Raw genomic sequence first — 19,993 nt, forward strand, 5'->3', positions numbered from 1 at the left:
ATGATTTCTATGGCGGGGCGATCGACGGCAATTTCGGGCCGGGCACGCAGCGCGGGCTGCGGGGGGCCTATGGTCTGCGCCACTAGGCGCTTTGGCCGCGGGCCGCCCCGGCCTTGCCGGGGCGACCCGCGCGGGGGGCACTGCCCCCCGCGACCCCCCGGGGTATTTTGACCAAGAAGAAGACAGATTGGTTTCGGGTGGGAGGGGTGCGGGTGTGGGGTTAGCTCAGCGCCTGGAATTCGACCCGGCGGTTTTCGCCGGCGCGGGGATTGGCGGTGTTGAAAAGGAACCGCTTGCCAAGGCCCATGGCTTCCAGCCGGGTCGGGTCGATGCCGCATTCGTTGACGAAATAGCGCTGCACTTCCTCGGCGCGCAGGATCGACAGCCTTTCGTTATAGGCGTCGCTCCCGGCAGCATCGGTATGGCCCACGATCCGGAACCGGGCGATGTCGCTGGCCTTCATCACCCGGCAGAGCTGTTCGAGCCGCGGTTTCTGGTCGGGCGAGAGGGCGGCGGAATCGAAGGCGAACTCGATCCGGACATTGACCTGCAACTCGGGCGCAAGCTGGCCGAAGACCACCGGGGTCGGGGCGGTTGGCGTTGCGGGCGCGAGCGGGCGCAGCCCGGTGGTGGCAAGCCCGGCTGTGCCGGTGGAGCCGATGCTGACGCCCTCGCCGCCCTCGGGCGGGGCGGTAGGGGCCTCGGCAGCGGCGGCGGTGGTCGGTCCCTGCACATCCTCGACGGTGACAAGGGTCAGGCCGCGGGTGCGGCCCATGCCGCTTTCCGTGGCTTCGCGGAATGCGTTGCGCTGGGTTTCGAAGATCCGCAGCAATTCGTCATCGCTGATGTCCTGTGCGGTTGCGGGCGCGGCCCATGCAATTGCGACGCCAAGCGCCAGTCCCAGAAACCTTCGCATCGCTCCCCCCAGAGAAATCCGTTCAGATGCGGGTCATTCTACGGTATCCTTCGCTTCGGTTCAATTCGCGACCAGGACGGGGACCGGCATGGCTGACCGGAGCGGACGGCGCGCAGGCGGAGCGGCGCGATGAGTGCGTCGACGCCGCGTGTGCCGGTGCCGGGGCTGGACATGCCGCGGCCGGTGGGGGCGGGGCTGACCCATCGCGGGCTGGTGCGCACGCGCAACGAGGACGCGATCCTGACCGATCCCGACAGCGGCGAATTATGGGCCGTGGCCGACGGGATGGGCGGCCATGCGGCGGGCGATGTCGCCTCGGACATGGTGATCGACGCGCTGGCGGGCCTGCCGGACTCGGCGGCGCCGGTGGCGGCGATGATCGAGCGGCTGGAGGCGGCGAATGGCGCGATCGGGGCGCGTGCCCGGGCCGAGGGTTGGGGGCAGATCGGCGCCACGGTCGTTGCGACGATGATCCGCAATGCGGTGGCGCATCTGGTCTGGGCCGGGGACAGCCGCGGGTATCTGATGCGGGGCGGGCATCTGCGGCTGCTGACCCGCGATCATACGCTGGTGCAGGATCTGGTGGACCGGGGGGCGCTAGGCGCCGATCAGGCCGAGAGCCATCCCGATTCCCATGTGGTCACCCGCGCGGTGGGGATGGGGTCGGGCTTTGCCGCCGAAAGTCTGTCGGTGCCGGTGGTGCCCGGCGACCGGCTTCTGCTGTGCAGTGACGGGTTGCCGCGCTGCGTCAGCCAGCAGGACATCGCAGCGATCCTGGGCCGCGCCGATGCCCCGGCCGAGACCTGCCGGGCGCTGGTCGCGGCTGCGTTGGCGGCGGGTGCGCCGGACAATGTGTCGGTCATCGTCATCGGGATCGAGGAGGGCTGAACCCGTGCGGGAAGGGGCGCTGATCGGGCCGATCATCATCGCCATCGGGCTGGTGAGCGCGGCGGTCAGCTTTGCCGTGGTCGGTGCGGTGCTGGAACGGGCCGATCCGGCGGCAGAGTTGCGGCTGGGCCGGGCCGAGGAACGTATTGCCGTGGCCGAGGCCGAGATCGCGCGCCAGGGTGCTGCGCTGCGCGAGGCGCGGGCCGATCTGGCGCGGCTGAGGGACGAGATGTCCTTGATGGCGGGCCGGGCACCCGTGGCGGCGCCCGGTTTCGGGGGGGATGCCCCGGCGCTGCCCTCGCATGACGACGATCCGCCCGAGACCGAGGAACTGACCGAGGTGATGCAACTGGCCCGCGCGCGGTTCAACAAGGGCATCACCCAGCCCAACAACCGGGTGATGCTGGAGCTTCTGGGCAATCCGCGCGCGAGCTATTCGCAGGACTGCCAGCCGGTCACCGATCCGCGGCTGCGCGCGCTTCTGGAAACCCGGCGGATCGGGCCGATCACGGTGACGATGATCCGGCCGGCACTCGATTCGCTGGAACGGATTCTGGACCGGCTGGCCGAGACCGATCCCGACATCCATGCCAAGCTGGGCACCGCCGGGGCGCTTTGTGCGCGCAACATCCGTGGCTCGACCACCGCGATCTCGAACCATAGCTGGGGCACCGCGGTCGACCTGACGCTCGAAGGCGTGCTGGATGCCTTTGCCGATGGGGGCACGCAGTTCGGGCTGCTGATCCTGGCGGAATATTTCAACGACGAGGGATGGTTCTGGGGGGCCACCTACAGCCGCGAGGATTCGATGCATTTCGAAGTCGGTGCCGAGACGCTGCGCCGCTGGCTGGACGAGGGGCAACTGGGCGGCTGATGGCAGGGCGGCCCGATACCGGACGGCTGTTGCGGCTTGCCGGGCCGGTGCTGGATTTCCTGGCCGGGATGGCGGGGAACGAGGATGCGCTGCTGGCCGAGGCGCGGGCGCGGCTTGACCGGTTCGAGGCCGCGGCGCTGGCCGAGGGGGTGCCGGTCCAGGCGATCCGGCCTGCGCGCTATGCCCTGGCGGTGCTGATCGACCAGCGTGCGCGCAGCCTGCCGGGGCTGTCGGTGCGGCGCTGGTCGGCGCTGGCGGCGCGGCAATTATTCGACGGGCGCGACATCTCGCTGGACCGGGTGCGGGGCTTTCGCGACACGGCGCGCGGGCAGGGGCCGGATTATGCCGATCTGGCGGGGTTTCTGGACAATCTGCTCGACCGGGCCGAGGCGGCGCGGCGCGGCGGCACGCGGCGGCGTTCGGGCGGGGCAGGCTGGGCGGTCGGGGGTGTTCTGGCGCTGGTGCTGGCGCTGGGGGGCTATGCGCTGGCGCTGGACTATCGCTTTCACGCCAATCTGATCCGCGGTTTTCAGGCCGAGGCGCTGGCGATCGGCCTTGACCGGGCGGAGATCGGCCCCGATCTGGGCGACCGCCTCGACAGGATGGCGGCGGCACTGGCGCGGGTCGAGGCAGCGGCGCGGGGCGCGCCGCTGGGCGGGCGGGTGTTCGATGCGGCGGGGCAGGCGCGGGGGGAATACGGGGCGGCGGTCGCGCGGCATCTGCCCGGCGCGATGGCGGGGGCGGTTGCCGAGGCGCTGGCGGGCGAGGGCGAGGGGCTGGCGCTTTACGACACGCTGCGGGCCTGGTCGATCCTGACCGGCGAGGCGGCGTGGAGCGGGGCCTATCTGGCGGGCTGGCTGGCGGCGCGCGGGGCGGACGATCCGGCGCTGGCTGCATTGGTGGCGCATGTGCCCGCGCTGACCGGCCCGGCCGCTGCGCTGCCCGCGCAGGATCCCGAATTGCTGGCGCAGGCCCGGCTGTTCGCCCGCGAGGCGGGTGAGGCTGAGCGCGCCTGGCTGGAACTGCGCCGCTCAGACGGGGCGGCGGCGCTGGCGCCCTGGCGGGCAGAGGATGCGGTGCCGGGGCTGGCGGATGTGGTGTTGCGCCGGTCGGGGCGGGGGATGGAGGCGCCGCTGCCGGGGCTTTTCATAGCGTCGGGCTGGGATTGGGCGCGGGATTACGGCGCGGGGCTGGCGGTGCAGACGGCGCGCGCTGTCGCGCCCGACCTGCTGGGCGTGGTGCCGGTGCAGGTCAACGCCGCGCCCGACCGGGTGATGGATGTGCTGCACGATCAGACGCTGGCCCATTGGCAGGGCTATCTGGCGGATCTGCGCGTGCGCCCCTTTGGCGACAGGGATGCCTCGGTGCGGATCTCGGGGCTGCTGGCGGCGCCCAATTCGCCGCTGGCCCGGCTGATCCGCGAGGTCTGGGCGCAGGCGGGGGGCGCGGACCGGCGGCGCGGCCATGCGCGGCAATTGCGGCTGGCCACCGTGTTCGGCCCGGCGATCCAATATGTCGAGGCGGGCAAGATGGCCGAGATCGCGGCGCTTTTCGCCGCGCTGAACGTGGCGCTGGGCGCGATGCGCGAGGGCGACGAGGCGGCGGCGGAACGGCTGATGAGCGTTCAGGACCGCGCGGCCTCGGTCGAGGCGCTGAAGACCGCGCCGCTGGTGGTGGTGCAGATCGTCGAGGATGTGCTGGCCCAGACCTCGGCCGCGCATGCGGACATCCTGACCAACCCGGTGACGCGGCGCTGGCAGGCCGCCGTGCTGCCCCTGTGCAAGCGCACGGTCGAAGGCCGCTATCCCTTTGCCGAGGGTGCGCCTGCCGACATGGCCGATTTCACCGCGCTGTTCGGGCCGGGCGGCGCATTGCAGGCGTTCTTTGCCAGCACACTGGCGCCCTATCTCGACACCACCGCGCGGCCCTGGCGCTGGAAGCCCGAGGCGCGGCTGGCGGGCCTTTCGCCCGAGAGTGCCGCGTTCTTCGAACACGCGCTGGGGGCGGCGGGTGGGTTCTTCGATGCCGAGGGGCGGTTCGGGGCCGCGCTGACCCTGACGACGCTGGCCGAGCGGGGGCAGGCGGTGATGGCGGTGGGCGGGCAGGGCGTGCCGCTCTCGGCTGCCGCCGGGGCCGAGCGGCTGGTCTGGCCGGGGCCGGTGCCCGAGGCGGGCGCCGAGATCGGCTTTCGCGGCGAAACCGGGGGTGGCACGCTGGCCGAACCGGGCGCCTGGGGGCTGATCCGGCTACTCGATGGCGTCCGGGTGCGCCGCCGCGACGAGGGGCGGCGCTTCCTTGTCGATTTCCGTAGCGCTGAGGGGCGCATCTTTGTCGAGATCCTGTTCGAGGCTGCGCAGAACCCGGTTTCGGCGCGCCCGCTGCTGCGCGGGCTGACCTGCCCGACGACGCTGTAAGGCCGCGCGCGGAAAACCCGCCCAAGGCCGCCCGCCCGCGCTATACTGGCACCGACGGGTCGCCAGAAGGGGGCAGGCAGATGTTCGAGGACCGCCATTTCGCCGTCACGACACCGCTGGATCAGGACTTCCTGCGCTTTGCCTATCTGGAGGGGCATGACGAGATCTCGGCGCCGTTTCTTTACCGGGTGGGGCTGATCAGCCCGGATTTGGAACTCGACCCGGCCGATCTGCTGGGGCGTCCATTCGCGGTGCGGGTCGGCGGGCAGGGCGAGGAACCGCGCTGGTTTCACGGGCTGGCCGCCGCGTTCCGCATGGACCGGATGCAGGACGGTTTCGCGCTTTACGAGGTCGTGCTGCGGCCCTGGCTGTGGTTTCTGGGCAATCGCAGCGACAACCGCATCTTTCAGAACATGAGCGTGGTCGAGATCGTCGAACAGGTGTTCGCCGCCTATCCCGCCGCGTCCTTTGAAAAGCGGCTTCAGGGCAGCTATGCGCCGCGGGAATATTGCGTGCAATATGGCGAAAGCGATCTCGATTTCGTCCAGCGCCTGCTGGAGGATGAGGGCATCTTTCATTTCTTCGAGCATGAGGAAGGCGGCCACCGGCTGATCCTGACCGATGCCAATGCAAGCCTGAAGGCGGCGGGGGGGCTGGACGAACTGGCGTTCGAGCCCGATGCCTTCGTCACATTTCGCGATGGCGATTACATCACCAGATGGCAGCCCTGCACCTCGGTCGTGACGGGGAAATTTGTTCAGACCGATTACGATTTCGAGAAACCCTCTGCCGATCTGGCCACCCGGGCCGATGACCCGCGCGGGCATGCGCTGGACGATGGCGAGCGGTATCACTACCCGGGCGGCTATGTGCAGGTGTCGGCGGGCGACGGGCGCAGCCGCATCCGGCTGGAGGAGGTGCAGGCGCCCGCCCGCCGGGCCGAGGCGGTGACGACCGCGCCCGCCCTGCTGTCGGGGGCGAAGTTCAGGCTGACGGGGTTCCCGCGCGAGGCCGAGAATGACGCCTACATGATCCTGCGGGCCGATTACACGCTGCGCGAGGAACAGTATCGCAGCGGCCAGCGCACCGAGCGCCAACCCCAGGGCTATGAGGCGCGGCTGGTGCTGGCGCCCATGGCGCTGCCCTTCCGGCCCGAGCGGCGCAGCCGCTGGCCGGTAATGAAGGGGCCGCAGACCGCGACCGTGGTGGGGCCTGCGGGGGCCGAGATCTTCACCGACAGGTATTCGCGCGTGAAGGTCCAGTTCCATTGGGACCGGCTGGGCGGGCGCGACGAGAATTCGTCCTGTTTCGTGCGGGTCAGTTCCGCCTGGGCGGGGGCGGGCTGGGGCTTGATCCAGATCCCGCGGATCGGGCAGGAGGTGATCGTCGATTTCCTGGAGGGCGACCCGGACCGCCCGCTGATCACGGGCCGGGTCTACAATGCCGAGCAGATGCCGCCCTATGGCCTGCCCGGCAACGAGACGCAATCGGGCTGGAAGTCGATGTCCTCGCCCGGCGGGGGGGGCTGGAACGAGTTGCGCTTCGAGGACCGGAAAGGGGCCGAGGAGGTCTATTTCCAGGCCGAGAAGGACCATACCGAACTGGTCAAGAACGACGAGACGCGCACAATCGGCCATGACTGGGTCGAGGATGTGGGCCATGACGCTACGCAAAGCGTGGGCCATGACCGGACGGAATCGGTGGGCAATGACAAGTCCACCTCTGTCGGCAACAACCGCACCGTCAAGATCGGCGTGAACGATGACGAGACCGTGGGCGCGAACCGCAGCCTGAGCGTGGGTGTGGACGAGACGATCGCGATTGGCGCCAACAGCGCCGAGACGATCGGCGCCAATCACAGCCAGTCGGTCGGCGCGAACCAGTCGGTCAGCGTCGGCGCCTCGCGCGATGACAGCGTGGGCGCGAACGAAGGCCGGACGGTCGGCGCGGACCAGAGCCAGGCCGTGGGCAGCAACCGCTCGGTCAGCGTCGGCGCCGCCCAGTCGCATCAGGTGGGCGGCGCCGATAGCTGGGCGGTGGGCGGTGCGCGCTCGGCCCAGATCGGTAAGACCGACACGACCCGGGTGGGGGCGGACCAGTCCATCGAGGTGGCCGGCGCGCGGGCGCTGAAGGTGGGCAAGGGCGCCGTGACCCAGGTCGCGCAGGACATGGGCGTGAAGGTCGGCAAGAACCTGGTGATCGAGGCCGGGGACAGCATCGTGCTGAAGGTCGGCAAGGCATCCATGGCGATGAAGAAGGACGGCACGATCAGCATCGAGGGCAAGGACATCACGCTGAAGGGGTCGGGCAAGATCACCGCCAAGGCAAGCGGCGAGGTCACGATCAAGGGCAGCAAGATCAACCAGAACTGAGCGGGCCGAAGATCCGGGCAAGGGCCTCGTCCGGGCTGTCGGGCAGGCCGGGGCTGTCGGCGGTCCAGAGGCCGGGGGCGGGCTCCGTCGCGGGTAGCGCCGCGGGCAGGGCGGCGATCAGCGCGTCGGGGTCAAGCTGTCCTTCGGTCGCGGCGCGGGCGGCGGGCAGGGCGGCGGTGCACCAATGCTCGGCCGCCGCGCGGTCCAGCCCGGGCAGGTGGCAGCAGGTCAGCGGAAAGGCCCGGCCTGCGCGGTCGGTCGAGGGCAGGATCAGTGCGGTCAGGCTGGTTCCGTTCAGCAGCAGCGTGGCCCTTAGCCCCGCCTCTGGCCATGTTTCGGGCGCGCGGGCATGGCGGGCGAGATGGGCGGTCAGCCAGCGGTCAAGCGGCGCGCGCAGCCCCGGCGGCAGGCCGCGGGCGACGAAATCGCCCAGCCCGGGCAGCTTGCCGAACAGCGCGGTGGCGGGGGGCATGCCTCAGAACCCGTCGGGGCAGGAAAAGCCGCCGAACAGACCCAGATCGAACGGGTTGTCCACGCTGCCCGCGCGCAGGTCGAACCGCGCCGAGAACCCGCCGCGCCCCAGCGTCAGGCGGAACAGTTCCGGCAACTCGGTCGGTTGCAGGTTGTTGGCGCGCAACAGCCGCAGGAACGCCCAGGCGCCGGTCTCGGACGTGATCACCTCGGGCGAGCCGTCGACCGGCGTGAAGGAGAGTGACACCAGATTGGTGCCGTCCGGCCCGGGCCATGTCATCGGCATCGGGCGTGCGGCCGCGTTGAAATAGGCCAGCATCTGCCCGTCCACATTCAGCGTCACGCGCGAGGCGTTGGGCGACAGATCCTTCGGCTCCAGCGAAAAGGCGATGACCGGCCCCGCGCCGCCCGGAAACAGCCCGTCGCGGATGGCGCGGGCGCGCTGGAACGGTACCAGCCGGTCATCGGTCAGCCCGAAATCCGCCCGCCAGCGCCAAGGCCGGGCGGTGCTGTCGACATAGGTGGCCAGATGCGTGGTGGTGAAGCTGTCGATCAGCCCGCCCGGCCCGAACAGGCGCGCGAAATCGGCGATGTTCACGTCGATCCGGCTTGCTGGGTCGAACGGATAGCGCCCGGCAATGGCGGCGCGGCAGAAGGACAACACATCCGCCCGCCAGCGCGCGTTCAGTTGCGCCAGCACCGCGTCGCGGGTGACGGCAATGGCATCGCCCGCGATCCCGGCGATCCAGGCATCGACCGGATCGGGCAGGATCGCGGCCTGATTGGCGATGGCGCCGGTCAGTTGCGGCAGCCCGCCGCGGGCCAGAAGCGCAGCCTCGGGGTCGGGGCTGGCGGCGACGGTCTGCAATTCGTTCGACAGGGCCGAAAGGGCGGCAATGGCGGGTTCCAGCGTGGGGGGCTGGCCCGCGATTTCCTCGATGGTGCCGCGGATCGGGGCGAAATGGTCGGCGACCGGCTCGCCCGGCGGCGGCGCGTCGGGGCGCAGCGCCGCGATATCCGAGACGGTCTTGACGGTCTTGGATGCCAGCCGCCCGACCTTGCCCAGCGTCTTTTCCGCCACCCGCATCGCACCGGGGGGCATGGCCGCGCCCGGCTCGGCCGGCCGGGTCAGGTGGGTTTCGGCCACGATGGCACGCAACAGCCGCCTGAGCGCGGAATCCGCGCTGGAAAGATCCTTGAGATTGGCCTGTGCCACGGCCAGATCGCCGATCGGCGCCAGCCGGATGTCGCGCAGGAAGCCGTCCCAGGTGGCGATGAAATCCTCGTAATAGAGCTTGAGGATATCGCCCTCCAGCGTGGCGACCGAGGCGCCCGCGCTTTCCGGGCAGCCACCCGCGAACACCGCCCGGTCAAGTGCGGCTTGCGCCGCGGCCTCGGGGACCAGCGGCAGCACCACCTCGTGAAAGCCCCGATGGGTGAAGGCGCCGGGCAGGCCGACGCGCAGGGTGCGTTCCGAAAGCCGGGTCAGGACGCGCGCGCCATTGGGTCCGGCATGTTCGGCCGGGATCCACTCGGGCAGGCCCGCCACCTCGGGCGCGGCCATCAGCGCGCGATAGGCGCGGGTGGCCAGCGGGATGGTGCAGACGCTTTCCAGCGCGGCGGAAACCAGCGCGGGATCGGGCACGATCCGGTCCTCCTCGCCCGCCATGCGCGCCAGCGCGTCAAGTTGGTAGGCCCGTGCGATGCCGGTGGGGAAGGGGTCGATCGGCGCCTCGGCGGGCAGCGCTTGCTGCCACCAGCCGCGGGCGAACTCGGTGTTGTAGGGGGCAAGCCCGGTGATCATCTGATAGACCTTGAGCGCGCCCAGCATGTAATCGGGATCGCGCACCTTCTTCCACATCGTCGCTTCCAGAAGCGCGACCATCCGGGGTTCCAGGATGTTGCGCAGCGCGCGTTCATAGGCGATGCGCTGGGCGCGCTCGATCTCGGCCGCGGCCGAGGGGCCAAGCGCCGTCAGCAGCCCGCGCGGCACGCGGGTTTCGGCATCGGCCACCTCGTCCACCGCGTCAAGCGCCAGTTCCAGATCCAGCGGTTCGGTCGGGGCCTGCCGCGCCGCGACATTCGCAAGCCGCGATTGCAGCAGCGTCAATTGCCGTTCTTGATCGGCGATCCCGCCCGAATAGCGCAGGAAGGAGAACAGGAACAGCGCCCCGGCCAGGACCGTGACCAGCGTGGCCCCGGCCAGCGTGCCGCGGAAGATCCAGGCGCGGCGCTCCTCGGCGCGGGGATCGAAGGTGCCCAGCCCCGCCTCGGGAAAGATCAGCCGGGCCATCATGTCGTGCAGGAAATAGCTGCGCGTCTCGCGATGCGCCCGCGGCTCGGGCCGGTTGGCGGGCAGGCCGAAGCGCCGGGCAAGGCTGCCGACCAGCAGATCGACCGGGCTGCCCTCCTGCGTGGCGGAGGTGAGGTAGAATCCGCGCAGCCAGGCGCTGTCCTCGTAGCGGTTTTCGCCGAAGACGGTGTCGATCAGCGCCTTCATCGGGCCGGTCAGCGCCTCGATCTGGGCGGGAAAGCGGAACACCTCGCCCCGTGTGGCAAGCGGGCGGTCCTCGGCCATGCGGGGGACGATGCGGCGCTCGATCTCGGCGACAAGGGCGGTCATTTCGCGCGCCACGGTCACGCCATCGACCCGCGCCTCGGTGCCCAGCGTCGCGCCCCAGACCTGTTCGCGCGCGCGTGTGGACAGATCGGCAAAGAACGGCTCGAAGCCGGGGATCAGGTCGGCCTTGGTGATCATCAGATAGACCGGCAATCGCATCTGGAGCCGGTCGTAAAGCTCGGCCAGACGCTTGCGGATCTCGCGGCCATGGGCGCGCAGCGCGGCCTCGTCGCCGGTCAGTTCCAGCACTGAGAGCGTCACGATCACTCCGTTCAGCGCGCGCCGTCCGCGATGGCGTTTCAGCAGATCCAGAAAACCGCTCCATTCGGCGGCATCGGTCGCGGGGTCGCTTTGCTGTTCGGTATAGCGGCCCGCGGTGTCGATCAGCACCGCATCCTCGGTAAAGAACCAGTCGCAATTGCGCGTGCCCCCCATGCCGCGCAGATCGTCGCCCAGCTCGATGGGAAAATGCAGCCCCGACTGGCGCAAGGCGGTGGTCTTGCCGGTGCCGGGCGGGCCGATGATGACATACCACGGCATGTCGCGCAGGAACTTGCGCCCGCCCAGCTTGGAGCGTTTCATCCGTTCCAGCACGCCCTGGAATTTTTCGCCCACCTCGGCGATGTTCTCGGCCCCCGGCACGGGCGGCGGCGCCTCTTTCGGCTGGGCAAGTTCGGTGACGAAGACACGATTGGCCCGGGCGGCGCGGATCTGGCGGATAAGCTGGGCGGCAAGCCAGCCGATCACGATCAGCCCGATGGTGACGATCCGCGCCAGTTCGCCCGAAAGCGGCGCGACCTCGCCCACGCGGATCACCGGACCATAGACCCAGATCAGCGCGCAAAGCAGCACAAGGCCGATCAGCGTCCAGAACAGCCGCGAGATCAGGAAACCGAAGACCGCCTTGAGCCCGCCCATGGATCAGACCTTCTTCTCGATATGGATTTCCACCCGCCGGTTGCGCGCCCGGCCCTCGCGCGTGGCATTGTCGGCGATGGGCTGGGTCGCGGCGCGGCCCTCATGCGCGACGATGCCGGGGGGCACGCCCAGCGCGATCAGCAGATCGGCAATGGTGCGCGCGCGTGCCTCGGACAGGCCCTGGTTCGAGGCGAAGGGGTTCGCGCGCTGCACCGGAACGCTGTCGGTATGGCCGACGACGCGCACGCCGCCGATCACGTCCAGATTGTCGACGATCACCCGCGCGATGGCGGCGATCAGGGGGGCATAGACCTCGTTGATCTCGGCGCGGGCCGAGCGGAACAGTTCGGGGTCGGGGGATTGCAGGGCAAGGATCGCCAGCGAGACATCCTCGCGCCCGGTCAGTGCGGCCAGCGCGTCGGGGGGGGCTGCCCCGGCAAAGAGCGGCAGCAGTTCCAGCACCACGGGTTCGGCGATCAGTGCGGGGGCTTCGGGCACGGCGGTTTCGCGCAGGGGCCGGTAGATCCCCGCGCGTTCGGGCGGGGGCAGAACCGAGGCCTGCGTAAACAACTGCTCGCCCCGCGACGACAGCCGCATCGACAGCCCCGCATAGATCAGCGTTATCGCCGCCAGCGCGACCAGCGCGATCGACCATAGCGGCACGCGGAAGCGGGGCGGTTCATCGGTTGCGGCCACGCCCTGCCAATGGGGCGACAGCGCCCGGTCGGCATCGTCGGGACGGCGCAGCGCGCGCGCCATCGCGGCCCGCATCTGCGCCATCGCCCCTTCGCCCGCGGGGCCGGTGACGCGGTGCTTGCCGCGAAAGCCGAGCCCGAGGCAGAGATAGGCCAGTTCCAGCATGTCGGGGTCGCGTTCGGAATAGCGCAGCAGATCCTCGGCCCGGTCGAAGAACCGCGTCCCGGCATCGACATCGCCCGAGAGCGAGACCACCAGCGGTTCGCGCGGCCAGTCGGAATGCCCGCCCCAGGGGGTGTTCAGCGCGACATCGTCCAGAAGGGCGGCGACGAACCACGCCGCCTGATCGGCGCGGGAGAGCGGCACGCCCTCGCCCACCGCGGCGTCGCGGGCATGGATCAGGTTGTCCAGAAGCCGCGCGCGCAGCGTCTCGGGGTTTTCGGGCGCCATGGCGCGTTCCAGTTCCGGCGCAAGACCCAGAAGGGCGGCAAAGGCGTTCACCAGCGGATTGGCCGAGGCGCGCAGTTGCTGAACCCGCGGCGCGGGTTCGCCCGCCGTTCCGGGCCGGGCGGCGATGGTGGCGGGACCGCGGGCCTGGCGCGCGGGGCGGATGCGGGTGCGGCCCGCGTCGTCGTCCAGCCCGAAGGGATCGTCGCGTGTCATCGCCTCACCTGCTGACCGCGTAGCAGTCGATTTCGGGTTCGCTGGCCAAGTCGCCCGAGACCCCGATCACGAAGCCCGCGGCGTCGGCCAGTTGCGCCCAATGGTCGGAATGGCGGTCCAGTTCCAGGCAGAGCCGGTCGCCGTCATAGGGGATCTCGCGGGGTTGCGAATGAAGCGGCTTCAGCGGGATGCCGGGCAGCCGCGATTTCCAGAGCGTGTCGAATTCGTCCGCGGCGCCCACCGTCGTCTGGTTGACGAAGATCTGGCGCAGCTTTTCGTCGGACATGTCCGAGCCTACGCGAACCACGATGCGCGAGCTGTTCACAAGCTCGGGATTGCCCAGCCGCACGGTCCAGACATTGCGCGAATGCTTGCGCACCTCCAGCGGGCGGGCGCGGATCTCGACATGGCGCAGCGACAGGATCAGCGAGCGCAGCGTGTCGGCCAGCGCCTCGAAGGCGGGCTGGGGGTCCATGTGGTCATAGGCGGGCAGCGCCGACAGGCTGCGCGAATTCGATCCGAAGGTCGCCATCCGCCCGGCCAGCCCCGCCAGTTCGAGGAAGAATTCCGACGGGTGGAACAGATCCTGCGCCAGCATATGCGCGACCCGCGGGCGCGCGGTATTGGCGAGTTCCAGGATCAGCAGGTTCTCGACCGAGGCCCCGCTGCCGCCCATCAGGAGCTTGCCATGCGCCTCGGCGATGCGTTCCAGCCCGACCGCGATTTCCTGGGCGAAGCGGGCATACCAGGGCGCGGCGGCGGTGATGAGGGCGGGGGGCAGATGGCCCTCGTCAAGTACGACGGCGCCATCGGCCTTGAGCCCGTCGATCCGGCAGATGGGCAGGGTGGCAAAGCCGGTCTCGTCCTGGCCGGGCAGCAGGAGGCGGGGTTGCAGATGCGCGAGTTCGATTTCCTCGGGCTCGGCGCCGTTCAGCACGGTGTCGCGGATCTCGAACAGCGCGCCGCGATAGCGCGCGCCTGCGGGGTCGGCATGATGCGGCTCGATCGTGGCCGCGCCGCTGCGTTCCAGCGGAACGGCGATGCGCACCAGCCCGGCTTGTGTGTCGGCGGCGACGGCGACCGGTTCGGGCGCGGGCATCGTTTCGGGCAGCGAAAAGGGCGTGCCATCGGGCAGGATGCCCTGGGCCGTCTCGATCCCGATGCGGCCCGCCCCCAGTGCGGCGCGGTCCAGCACCAGCCGCCCGAAGCCCCAGCTCTGGTGCCGCGCCGCGCCCAGCGCACCGCGCACCAGTGCCTCGGTCCAGCGGTCCTGTTGCTGGAAATGCTGGGTGCGAAGGAACAGACCCTCCGACCAGACTACCCTGTTACCCTCACCCATTCCGCATTCCTCAGACCGATGTCAGGCTGATGCCGCCCGGGCCGACGCTGACGACAAGCCCCATATTGCCCGAGGCGGGGGCCGCCATCTTGGCGCGGAACACCTTGCCGCCCGGGTCGCGATAGCCCGCGACGACGCCGATCACCGCCGTCCCGGCTTCCAGCCCGATCACCCGTGTCGCCGCCGCGCCCGGGCTCAGCACGATCTGGTCGGCCTTGACCAGATCGCCGCCAAGGGCGGTCTGCGGGGTCTGAAGCGCATAGAAATCCGCCCCGTCAAAGGCCGCCGCGCCGCGCAGTTGCAGGATGTTGAGTGTCAGCGGCCGGTCGGCCCCGTCCGGCCCCGGGTTCATCCCCGCGGACCCCTGTGCGCTGACGCTCAGCGCCCCCGGCCCGGGGGTGCAGCCCGCGAGCAGCAGCGCCGCGCCGGTCCCTGCCAGCAATATCCGCCTGTCGATCCGTGTCATGGTCCTACCTCCCCTTTGCGTCTTCATAGGCCGCGCGGAACTCGGCGCCGATCTCGCCCAGGAACCGGTCTTCGGCCGACCGGGCGATCTGGGCATAGCGCTCCTCGTAAAGCTGCCAGAGCTTGGCGCCCCGTCCGCCGGCAAGCAAGGTCTGCAACCGGCCCTCGGCTTCGAGATCGCGTTCGATGGCGGCGGGGTCGAAGCGGTCGACCATCTGGCGCAGCGCGGCCTGCACGGCGATCCAGGTGCGCATCTGGTGGTCGGCCAGGTCGCGGAACGAGGCGGCGATGGCGGCGTCGGGGGGCAGGTAGCCGGGGCCGCGCCCGATCGTCAGCGCCTCGACGGCCTCGCGCGAGGTCGGAAGGAATTTCAACGGGTTGACCTCGGCTGCGCCGATCACGGTCTGGGCCACGCGGACATTCTGTTTTTCCTGCGCCCGGGCGCGCAGAAGCTGCATCAGCCCCTCGGTCAGCGCCCGGAAGCGCGCGCCAAGCGCCTCCATCTCGGCCTCGGGATCGGTGCCTGCGGGGGGCGGCTCGATGCCGAGGCCGCGGTAGAAGGCGGCGCGCAGGGCGGCGTCGGTCGGGGCGGGTTGGGGCGCGATGCGCCAGTCTGGGGCGGAGGGGGCTGCTGCGGGCGGTTCGGGCGGGGGGCGCTGGGAGGCGGTGTCGAAATAGCCGCCTGCCGGGGGCGGCGCGGGGTCCGGCGGGCGGCGGGGCGCGGCGGGCTCCAGCGTGAACGGGTCGTCGAACTGGAAGCCCGGCCCCTTCTGCGCGGGCTCGGTGAAATCGCCCGAGCGCATCGCGCCGCGGAAGCTGGGCGGCAGGTTGGCCGGGCGCTCGGGCGGCGGCTCATAGGGGGGGGCTTCGCCGAAATCGAAGGCGAAGGGGTCGCGTGCGGGGGCCGCGCGCGCCGGTTCGGGCCGCGCGGCGGCGCCAAGCTCGACGCGCAGGACGTAATCGCCCAGCCGCAGCCGCATCCCGTGTTCCAGCGTGGCGGTGTTGCCGAGTCCCAGCGGCCGTTCCGCGCCATCGACGAACAGCCCGCCCGAGGAGGTGTCGGTAACGGTAAAGCGGCCCGCCTCGCCATGGATGGCGCAATGCTGGCGCGACACGAAGCGGTCGGGATCGTCGATCCGCCAGTCGGCGCTGGCATCGCGGCCGATGGTCAATTCGCCCTCGTCAAGGCTGCGGCGGGTTTCGGCCTGCGGGTGGGGGCCGTGTTCCAGGATCAGCACCAGCGTCATGCCGCCACCCTCCGGCCCTGGGCGGTTATGCGGGCAAGCCGCAGGTCGTCGGCATCGCGGCGCGCACGCGGCCCGAGCCATGCGGTTCGGCCAAGGCGCACGGCCCCCAGTTGCGCGTGCGGCACCGCCTCGGCGGCCAGCACCAGCCGCAGGTCCGCGTCGATGCCATGGCCCATCGCGAACAGCACCGCGCGGCGCAGCGCCTGTTGCGCGGGACCATCGGCCATGAAGGCTTCGTAGCGGGGACGGGGCAGGGGGCCGACCACGATCTCGACCCGCGCATGGCGGGCATAGGTCCGCGCGCCCGCCACCGCGCCGGTGCCAAGGCCCGCATGGGCGCGGCCAAGCCGTGTTTGCAGCGGCACGGGAATGTCGGTCCAGACGCCGATGAATTCGCGCAAGGTGACCGGTGCACCGATCACGTCCGACAGGAAGCGGGTCAGCCGCTCGACCCCGCGCACCTGACCGGAAAGCGAGGTGCCATGGCGCAGCGCCATCCGGTCGGCGCCCGGCCCGTCCGCGCTGACCCCCGGCAGGCCAAGCCCCGCCAGCGCGCGCATCAGAGCGGCAGTGCGCCCGCCGGTGCCATGGGCGATCTGCACCTCGGGGCGCGTCTCGGCCCAGGCGCGCCAGTAAAGCGCGATCATCCGGTGCTGCAGGACGTTGCAGAAATCGAGAAAGGCGGTATCGGCGCTGGCCCCGTCGCGGTCGCCCGCGAACCAGCGGTTCGAAAGCCGCGCCATCACCCAGCGCGTCAGGTGCAGGGGCATCGGCCCTTCGGGACCGAGCAGCCCGAGCACGTTCACCTCGATCCGCGGCGGGGTGCCGGGGGTGACGCCCTCGACATCGCGTGTGGCAAAGCCCAGCCGCAGGTTCTGGCCCAGCCGCACCGGCTCGGCCTCGGGGCCACCCGTACGACCGAAGCGCTGCGCATCGGTTTCGAGCAGGCGCAATAGCTGGAAGAACCCGGTCTCGGCCGGGTCGAGCCCCGGGGGCAAGGCCCCGCTCAGATCGGGGCGCGCTGGCCGGGCGTCATCGGCCATGTCACCTCCTCCTGGCGTTGCATGAGCCGCGTGCGCGTGCGCACGAAGGAATTGATTGCAGCATAGCGCCCGAAAAGCCGGTTCAGAAGCGCGCCGAGCAGCAGCGTCGACGCACCCGAAAGCACGGTCTCGTCGGTGTCCAGAATGATCTCGGTGCCATGGCCGAAACAGGTGGGGCCGGGCAGGGCCAGCCGTGCCATCACCGGCGCCGCGCGCACCCGCTGGATCGCGCGCGCGCGCCGGGCAAGGGCGGGATCGCCACGGTCGGCGTAAAGGTCGAGCATCGCGCGCAGCGGTTCGGCGTCCGAGCCCTCGCCTGCAAGCGACAGATGGTCGAGCGATAGCTGCGCGATCCAGCGCCATGTCAGGGCATCCAGATCGGTGGTGCCGCCGGTGCCCCGGGGCAGGCTGGCGGCGAGCGAGGGGCGCGGGCGGCGGATCGCGCCGATCAGCGTGACGCCCGCCACCGGATCGCCGGTTTCCAGCGTCAGGGTCGGGCTGTCGTCGAGGATCGGCAGATCGCGGTTCGTCACCAGCGCGCGGATGTCGAGCCGTCGCGCCAGCGTTGCGGGGTCGGCGCCGGGCGGGTGCGAGAGTGCTAGGAACAGATCGTCGCCGGGATGGCTGGTGCGGGTCTGGCCGCGGCGAAGTTCATCCTCGCCGGGGCGGCGGCGGCGCCGTTCGACGGCATAGACCTGTCCGGTCGCGCTGCGGTTCTGTTCGACCGCGTAAAGCGGCATGATCCGTGCCGATTGCCCCTCGCGGTCGGCATCCTCGACGCGAAGGATGCGGTAGATCTCGAAATCCCGCGGCCGGGTGCGGTCGGCATGGACGACATGATCCGCGCGCCTCGGGTCGATCTCGACGATGTTGCACTCCTTCTCGAACAGATTGACCAGGGGCGTCGCGAACAGGCGGAAATCCTCGGCGCTGACGGGGGCAAGCTCGGGGCGGGGGCGGTCGAGCAGGATCACGATCTCGACGCCCGCGGAACTGTCGCGCAGGACCGGGTTCAGCCCGTCGAGGCGGGCGTAATGGAACCGCTCGGGCAGCAGGAAATATTCGCGGATCAGCCGATACCCCTCGAAGGCGGGACGGACGCGGGGCAGAAGCGCCTCGGCATCGGGGATGCCGACCAGTTCGGGCGGGGCCGTCGGACGGAAGCTGCCGCCCATGGGTCGCGCCAGCACGCGGCGGCCCCAGCCGAAGATCGCATCGAACAGCGCGCCGCCATTGCCCCGCCCGCCAAGGAACAGATCCAGCCGGTCGAGCGACAGCCCGGCCAGCGGCGTCGGCCCCGAGGGTTCCAGCACCAGCCGCAGCCCGGCCTCGGCCCCCGCGGCCAGTGTGCCCGACAGCCCCGCGGCACGCAGCGCGCCCACATCCTGAAGATAGCCCGCCGCCGCGATCCGCACCGGCCAGAGCGTCACATCCTGCGCGGTGGAATAGGTCGCGCGCGTCGACAGCCCTTCGCGCAGACCGGCAACCAGCCGGGTGCCGCGCCGGACGATATGGCCGCCCGCCATGCCGTCGACCTGCGGGCCAGGGCGCAGGATGGCCATGCCCATCGCGGGGGCGGGCGCAGCAAGATCGGGATAGAGCGCGTCCAGCAGGTTGCGGACATGGCGGCTGGCCTCGGCATCGACCTTGAACCGGGTGCGCGCGGCAAGAAACGCGACACCCTCGAGAAGCCGTTCGACATAGGGATCGGGGCAGGGCACGGAATCGAGCGCGAGATTGCGCGCGACGGTCGGATGCAGCGCCGCGAACTCGGCCGCCAGGCCGCGGATATGGGTCAGTTCCTCCTCGTAATAGGTCAGGAACGCCCGGTCCATCACAGCACCTCGACCGTTGTCAGGGCCTGCCCGTTGTCAAGGTCGATGGTCGTGGACAGCCGCAGCCGCTCGGGCACCGGGGCCAGCAACAGCATGCCGTCGATATCGACGCGCAGGCCGGTTTTCTGCCCGGTGCGGACCTGCACCTTGACGCTGTCGCGCCGCAGACGCGGCTCGAAGACCTGCAACAGCGTGCGCAATTCGCGCGCCAGCGCCTCGGTGTCGAAATCGCTGCCGGTATGCCCGGCAAAGGCCGGGACGCCGAAATTCACGACCGAGGCCCGGACCTCGGGGAAATCGGCCAGCAGATCGCCCGGGCTGTCCTGTCCGGCCCGCTCGCGGTCGGTCAGCAGGAAGCGGGCTTCCAGCCGTTCGATGTTGAACAACGCCTCGATGTCGCGGCGCACCGCCTCGCGCAGCACATCTGCCGTGACCACGATACCGCGGTCTTCCAGCCGCCGACGCCGGGCCAGGGCGTCGGCCAGTTGCATCAGCCGCCTGCGCGTCGCCTCGTCCAGTGCTGCCTCGCGTTCGATGGCGCGCGGACCGCCCGTGGCCAGCGCCTGCACCCGTTCTGCCCCCAGCGCCTGTGCCAGATCGGCGGCAAGCGCGTCGGTTTCGGCCACAAGCCCGGGCAGGTCGTCGCGCAGCCGGTCCCAGAGGGAGGGCTGCACCAGTTCGGTTCTGGCACTGGGGCCCGGCTCAGCCATCATCGGTGCCTTTCAGCCGCGCTCACCTTCCCGCGGCGATGTCGTATTCGATCTCGTGCTCGTCGCCGGCCGAATGGTCGTCGGCCTGGATGATGTACTTGACCTTGATCCTCTCGGCCGCCAGCCCGACCATCTCGGTGATCGCCTTGGTGTTTTCGTATTCGCCGACGATCTGGTAATGCGAGATGGTGGTATTGGTCAGGGTGATCTGGAGATAGTCCAGATGCGCATCGCCCGAATCCTTGCGTACCATGATCAGGATCTCGGCGAAGGACTTGCCCTGCATGCAGGCGAGCGCGAGATAGGGCGATGAGGCATCATACCATTTCTTCACGAAGATCGGGTCGATCTGCGCCCGCCCGCGCGTGCGCCCGGACCCGATCTGGGCATGCGATTCCTGCTTCATCAGCCAGGAAATGTCGTAAAGGTCGATTTCGCTTTCATGCCCGGCACTTCTCGACTCGCCGTCGATATCCGGCACTTTCATATAGGCGTTCAGTGTCATGGTCTCTCTCCCCGGTT

Annotated in this window: 15 protein-coding genes; 4 read left to right on the top strand and 11 right to left on the bottom strand. The window is 70.3% G+C overall.

The window, feature by feature from the left end; genetic code table 11:
* Positions 1 to 220: 220 nt before the first annotated feature.
* Positions 221 to 916, bottom strand: a complete 696-nt coding sequence (locus tag GH815_RS08675; RefSeq protein ID WP_246176372.1) for an OmpA family protein — start codon at positions 914 to 916, stop codon at positions 221 to 223.
* A 129-nt stretch (positions 917 to 1,045) separates the two neighbouring features.
* Here GH815_RS08675 and GH815_RS08680 point away from each other — a divergent pair, with 129 nt between their 5' ends.
* The 4 genes from GH815_RS08680 (at position 1,046) to GH815_RS08695 (ending at position 7,464) form a co-directional block, all read left to right on the top strand.
* The gene (locus tag GH815_RS08680; protein WP_153748380.1) at positions 1,046 to 1,804 is read left to right on the top strand and encodes a PP2C family protein-serine/threonine phosphatase; all 759 of its coding nucleotides are present in this window, start codon (positions 1,046 to 1,048) and stop codon (positions 1,802 to 1,804) included.
* A gap of 4 nt (positions 1,805 to 1,808) precedes the next feature.
* Positions 1,809 to 2,678 (top strand): M15 family metallopeptidase, encoded by an 870-nt coding sequence (locus GH815_RS08685; protein WP_343030746.1) that lies wholly within the window; start codon positions 1,809 to 1,811, stop codon positions 2,676 to 2,678.
* On the top strand, positions 2,678 to 5,092 hold the full coding sequence (locus tag GH815_RS08690) for an ImcF-related family protein (protein WP_170290323.1): 2,415 nt from the start codon (positions 2,678 to 2,680) through the stop codon (positions 5,090 to 5,092). The genes GH815_RS08685 and GH815_RS08690 overlap by 1 nt, the downstream gene beginning before the upstream one ends.
* 80 nt (positions 5,093 to 5,172) lie before the next feature.
* Positions 5,173 to 7,464, top strand: coding sequence for a type VI secretion system Vgr family protein (locus GH815_RS08695; RefSeq protein WP_153748383.1), 2,292 nt, complete (start codon positions 5,173 to 5,175; stop codon positions 7,462 to 7,464).
* Here the strand turns inward: GH815_RS08695 and tagF are convergent.
* Genes tagF through GH815_RS08745 form a run of 10 tightly spaced genes read right to left on the bottom strand, consistent with a single transcriptional unit; the run spans position 7,451 to position 19,976 of the window.
* The gene (gene tagF / locus GH815_RS08700) at positions 7,451 to 7,936 is read right to left on the bottom strand and encodes a type VI secretion system-associated protein TagF (protein WP_153748384.1); all 486 of its coding nucleotides are present in this window, start codon (positions 7,934 to 7,936) and stop codon (positions 7,451 to 7,453) included. The genes GH815_RS08695 and tagF overlap by 14 nt on opposite strands.
* A 3-nt stretch (positions 7,937 to 7,939) precedes the next feature.
* On the bottom strand, positions 7,940 to 11,473 hold the full coding sequence (gene tssM / locus GH815_RS08705) for a type VI secretion system membrane subunit TssM (protein WP_153748385.1): 3,534 nt from the start codon (positions 11,471 to 11,473) through the stop codon (positions 7,940 to 7,942).
* 3 nt (positions 11,474 to 11,476) lie between these two features.
* On the bottom strand, positions 11,477 to 12,832 hold the full coding sequence (gene icmH, locus GH815_RS08710) for a type IVB secretion system protein IcmH/DotU (protein ID WP_153748386.1): 1,356 nt from the start codon (positions 12,830 to 12,832) through the stop codon (positions 11,477 to 11,479).
* Positions 12,833 to 12,836: 4 nt separating this feature from the next.
* Positions 12,837 to 14,171, bottom strand: a complete 1,335-nt coding sequence (gene tssK / locus GH815_RS08715; RefSeq protein WP_153748387.1) for a type VI secretion system baseplate subunit TssK — start codon at positions 14,169 to 14,171, stop codon at positions 12,837 to 12,839.
* 10 nt (positions 14,172 to 14,181) lie between these two features.
* Entirely contained in the window at positions 14,182 to 14,637 is a 456-nt protein-coding gene (gene tssJ, locus GH815_RS08720) for a type VI secretion system lipoprotein TssJ (RefSeq protein ID WP_153748388.1), read from the bottom strand.
* A 4-nt stretch (positions 14,638 to 14,641) separates the two neighbouring features.
* Positions 14,642 to 15,883, bottom strand: coding sequence for a type VI secretion system-associated FHA domain protein TagH (tagH, locus tag GH815_RS08725; protein ID WP_153748389.1), 1,242 nt, complete (start codon positions 15,881 to 15,883; stop codon positions 14,642 to 14,644).
* A complete protein-coding gene (gene tssG, locus GH815_RS08730) occupies positions 15,880 to 16,926 on the bottom strand; it encodes a type VI secretion system baseplate subunit TssG (protein ID WP_153748390.1) in 1,047 nt (348 codons plus the stop codon). Before tssG ends, tagH begins: the two co-directional genes overlap by 4 nt.
* A complete protein-coding gene (gene tssF, locus GH815_RS08735; RefSeq protein ID WP_153748391.1) occupies positions 16,890 to 18,761 on the bottom strand; it encodes a type VI secretion system baseplate subunit TssF in 1,872 nt (623 codons plus the stop codon). The genes tssG and tssF overlap by 37 nt, the downstream gene beginning before the upstream one ends.
* Positions 18,761 to 19,471 (bottom strand): type VI secretion system baseplate subunit TssE, encoded by a 711-nt coding sequence (tssE, locus tag GH815_RS08740; protein ID WP_153748392.1) that lies wholly within the window; start codon positions 19,469 to 19,471, stop codon positions 18,761 to 18,763. Before tssE ends, tssF begins: the two co-directional genes overlap by 1 nt.
* A 22-nt stretch (positions 19,472 to 19,493) precedes the next feature.
* A complete protein-coding gene (locus tag GH815_RS08745) occupies positions 19,494 to 19,976 on the bottom strand; it encodes an Hcp family type VI secretion system effector (RefSeq protein ID WP_153748393.1) in 483 nt (160 codons plus the stop codon).
* Positions 19,977 to 19,993: the final 17 nt, after the last annotated feature.

Source organism: Rhodovulum strictum (genome assembly GCF_009649175.1).
Classification (GTDB): domain Bacteria; phylum Pseudomonadota; class Alphaproteobacteria; order Rhodobacterales; family Rhodobacteraceae; genus Rhodovulum; species Rhodovulum strictum.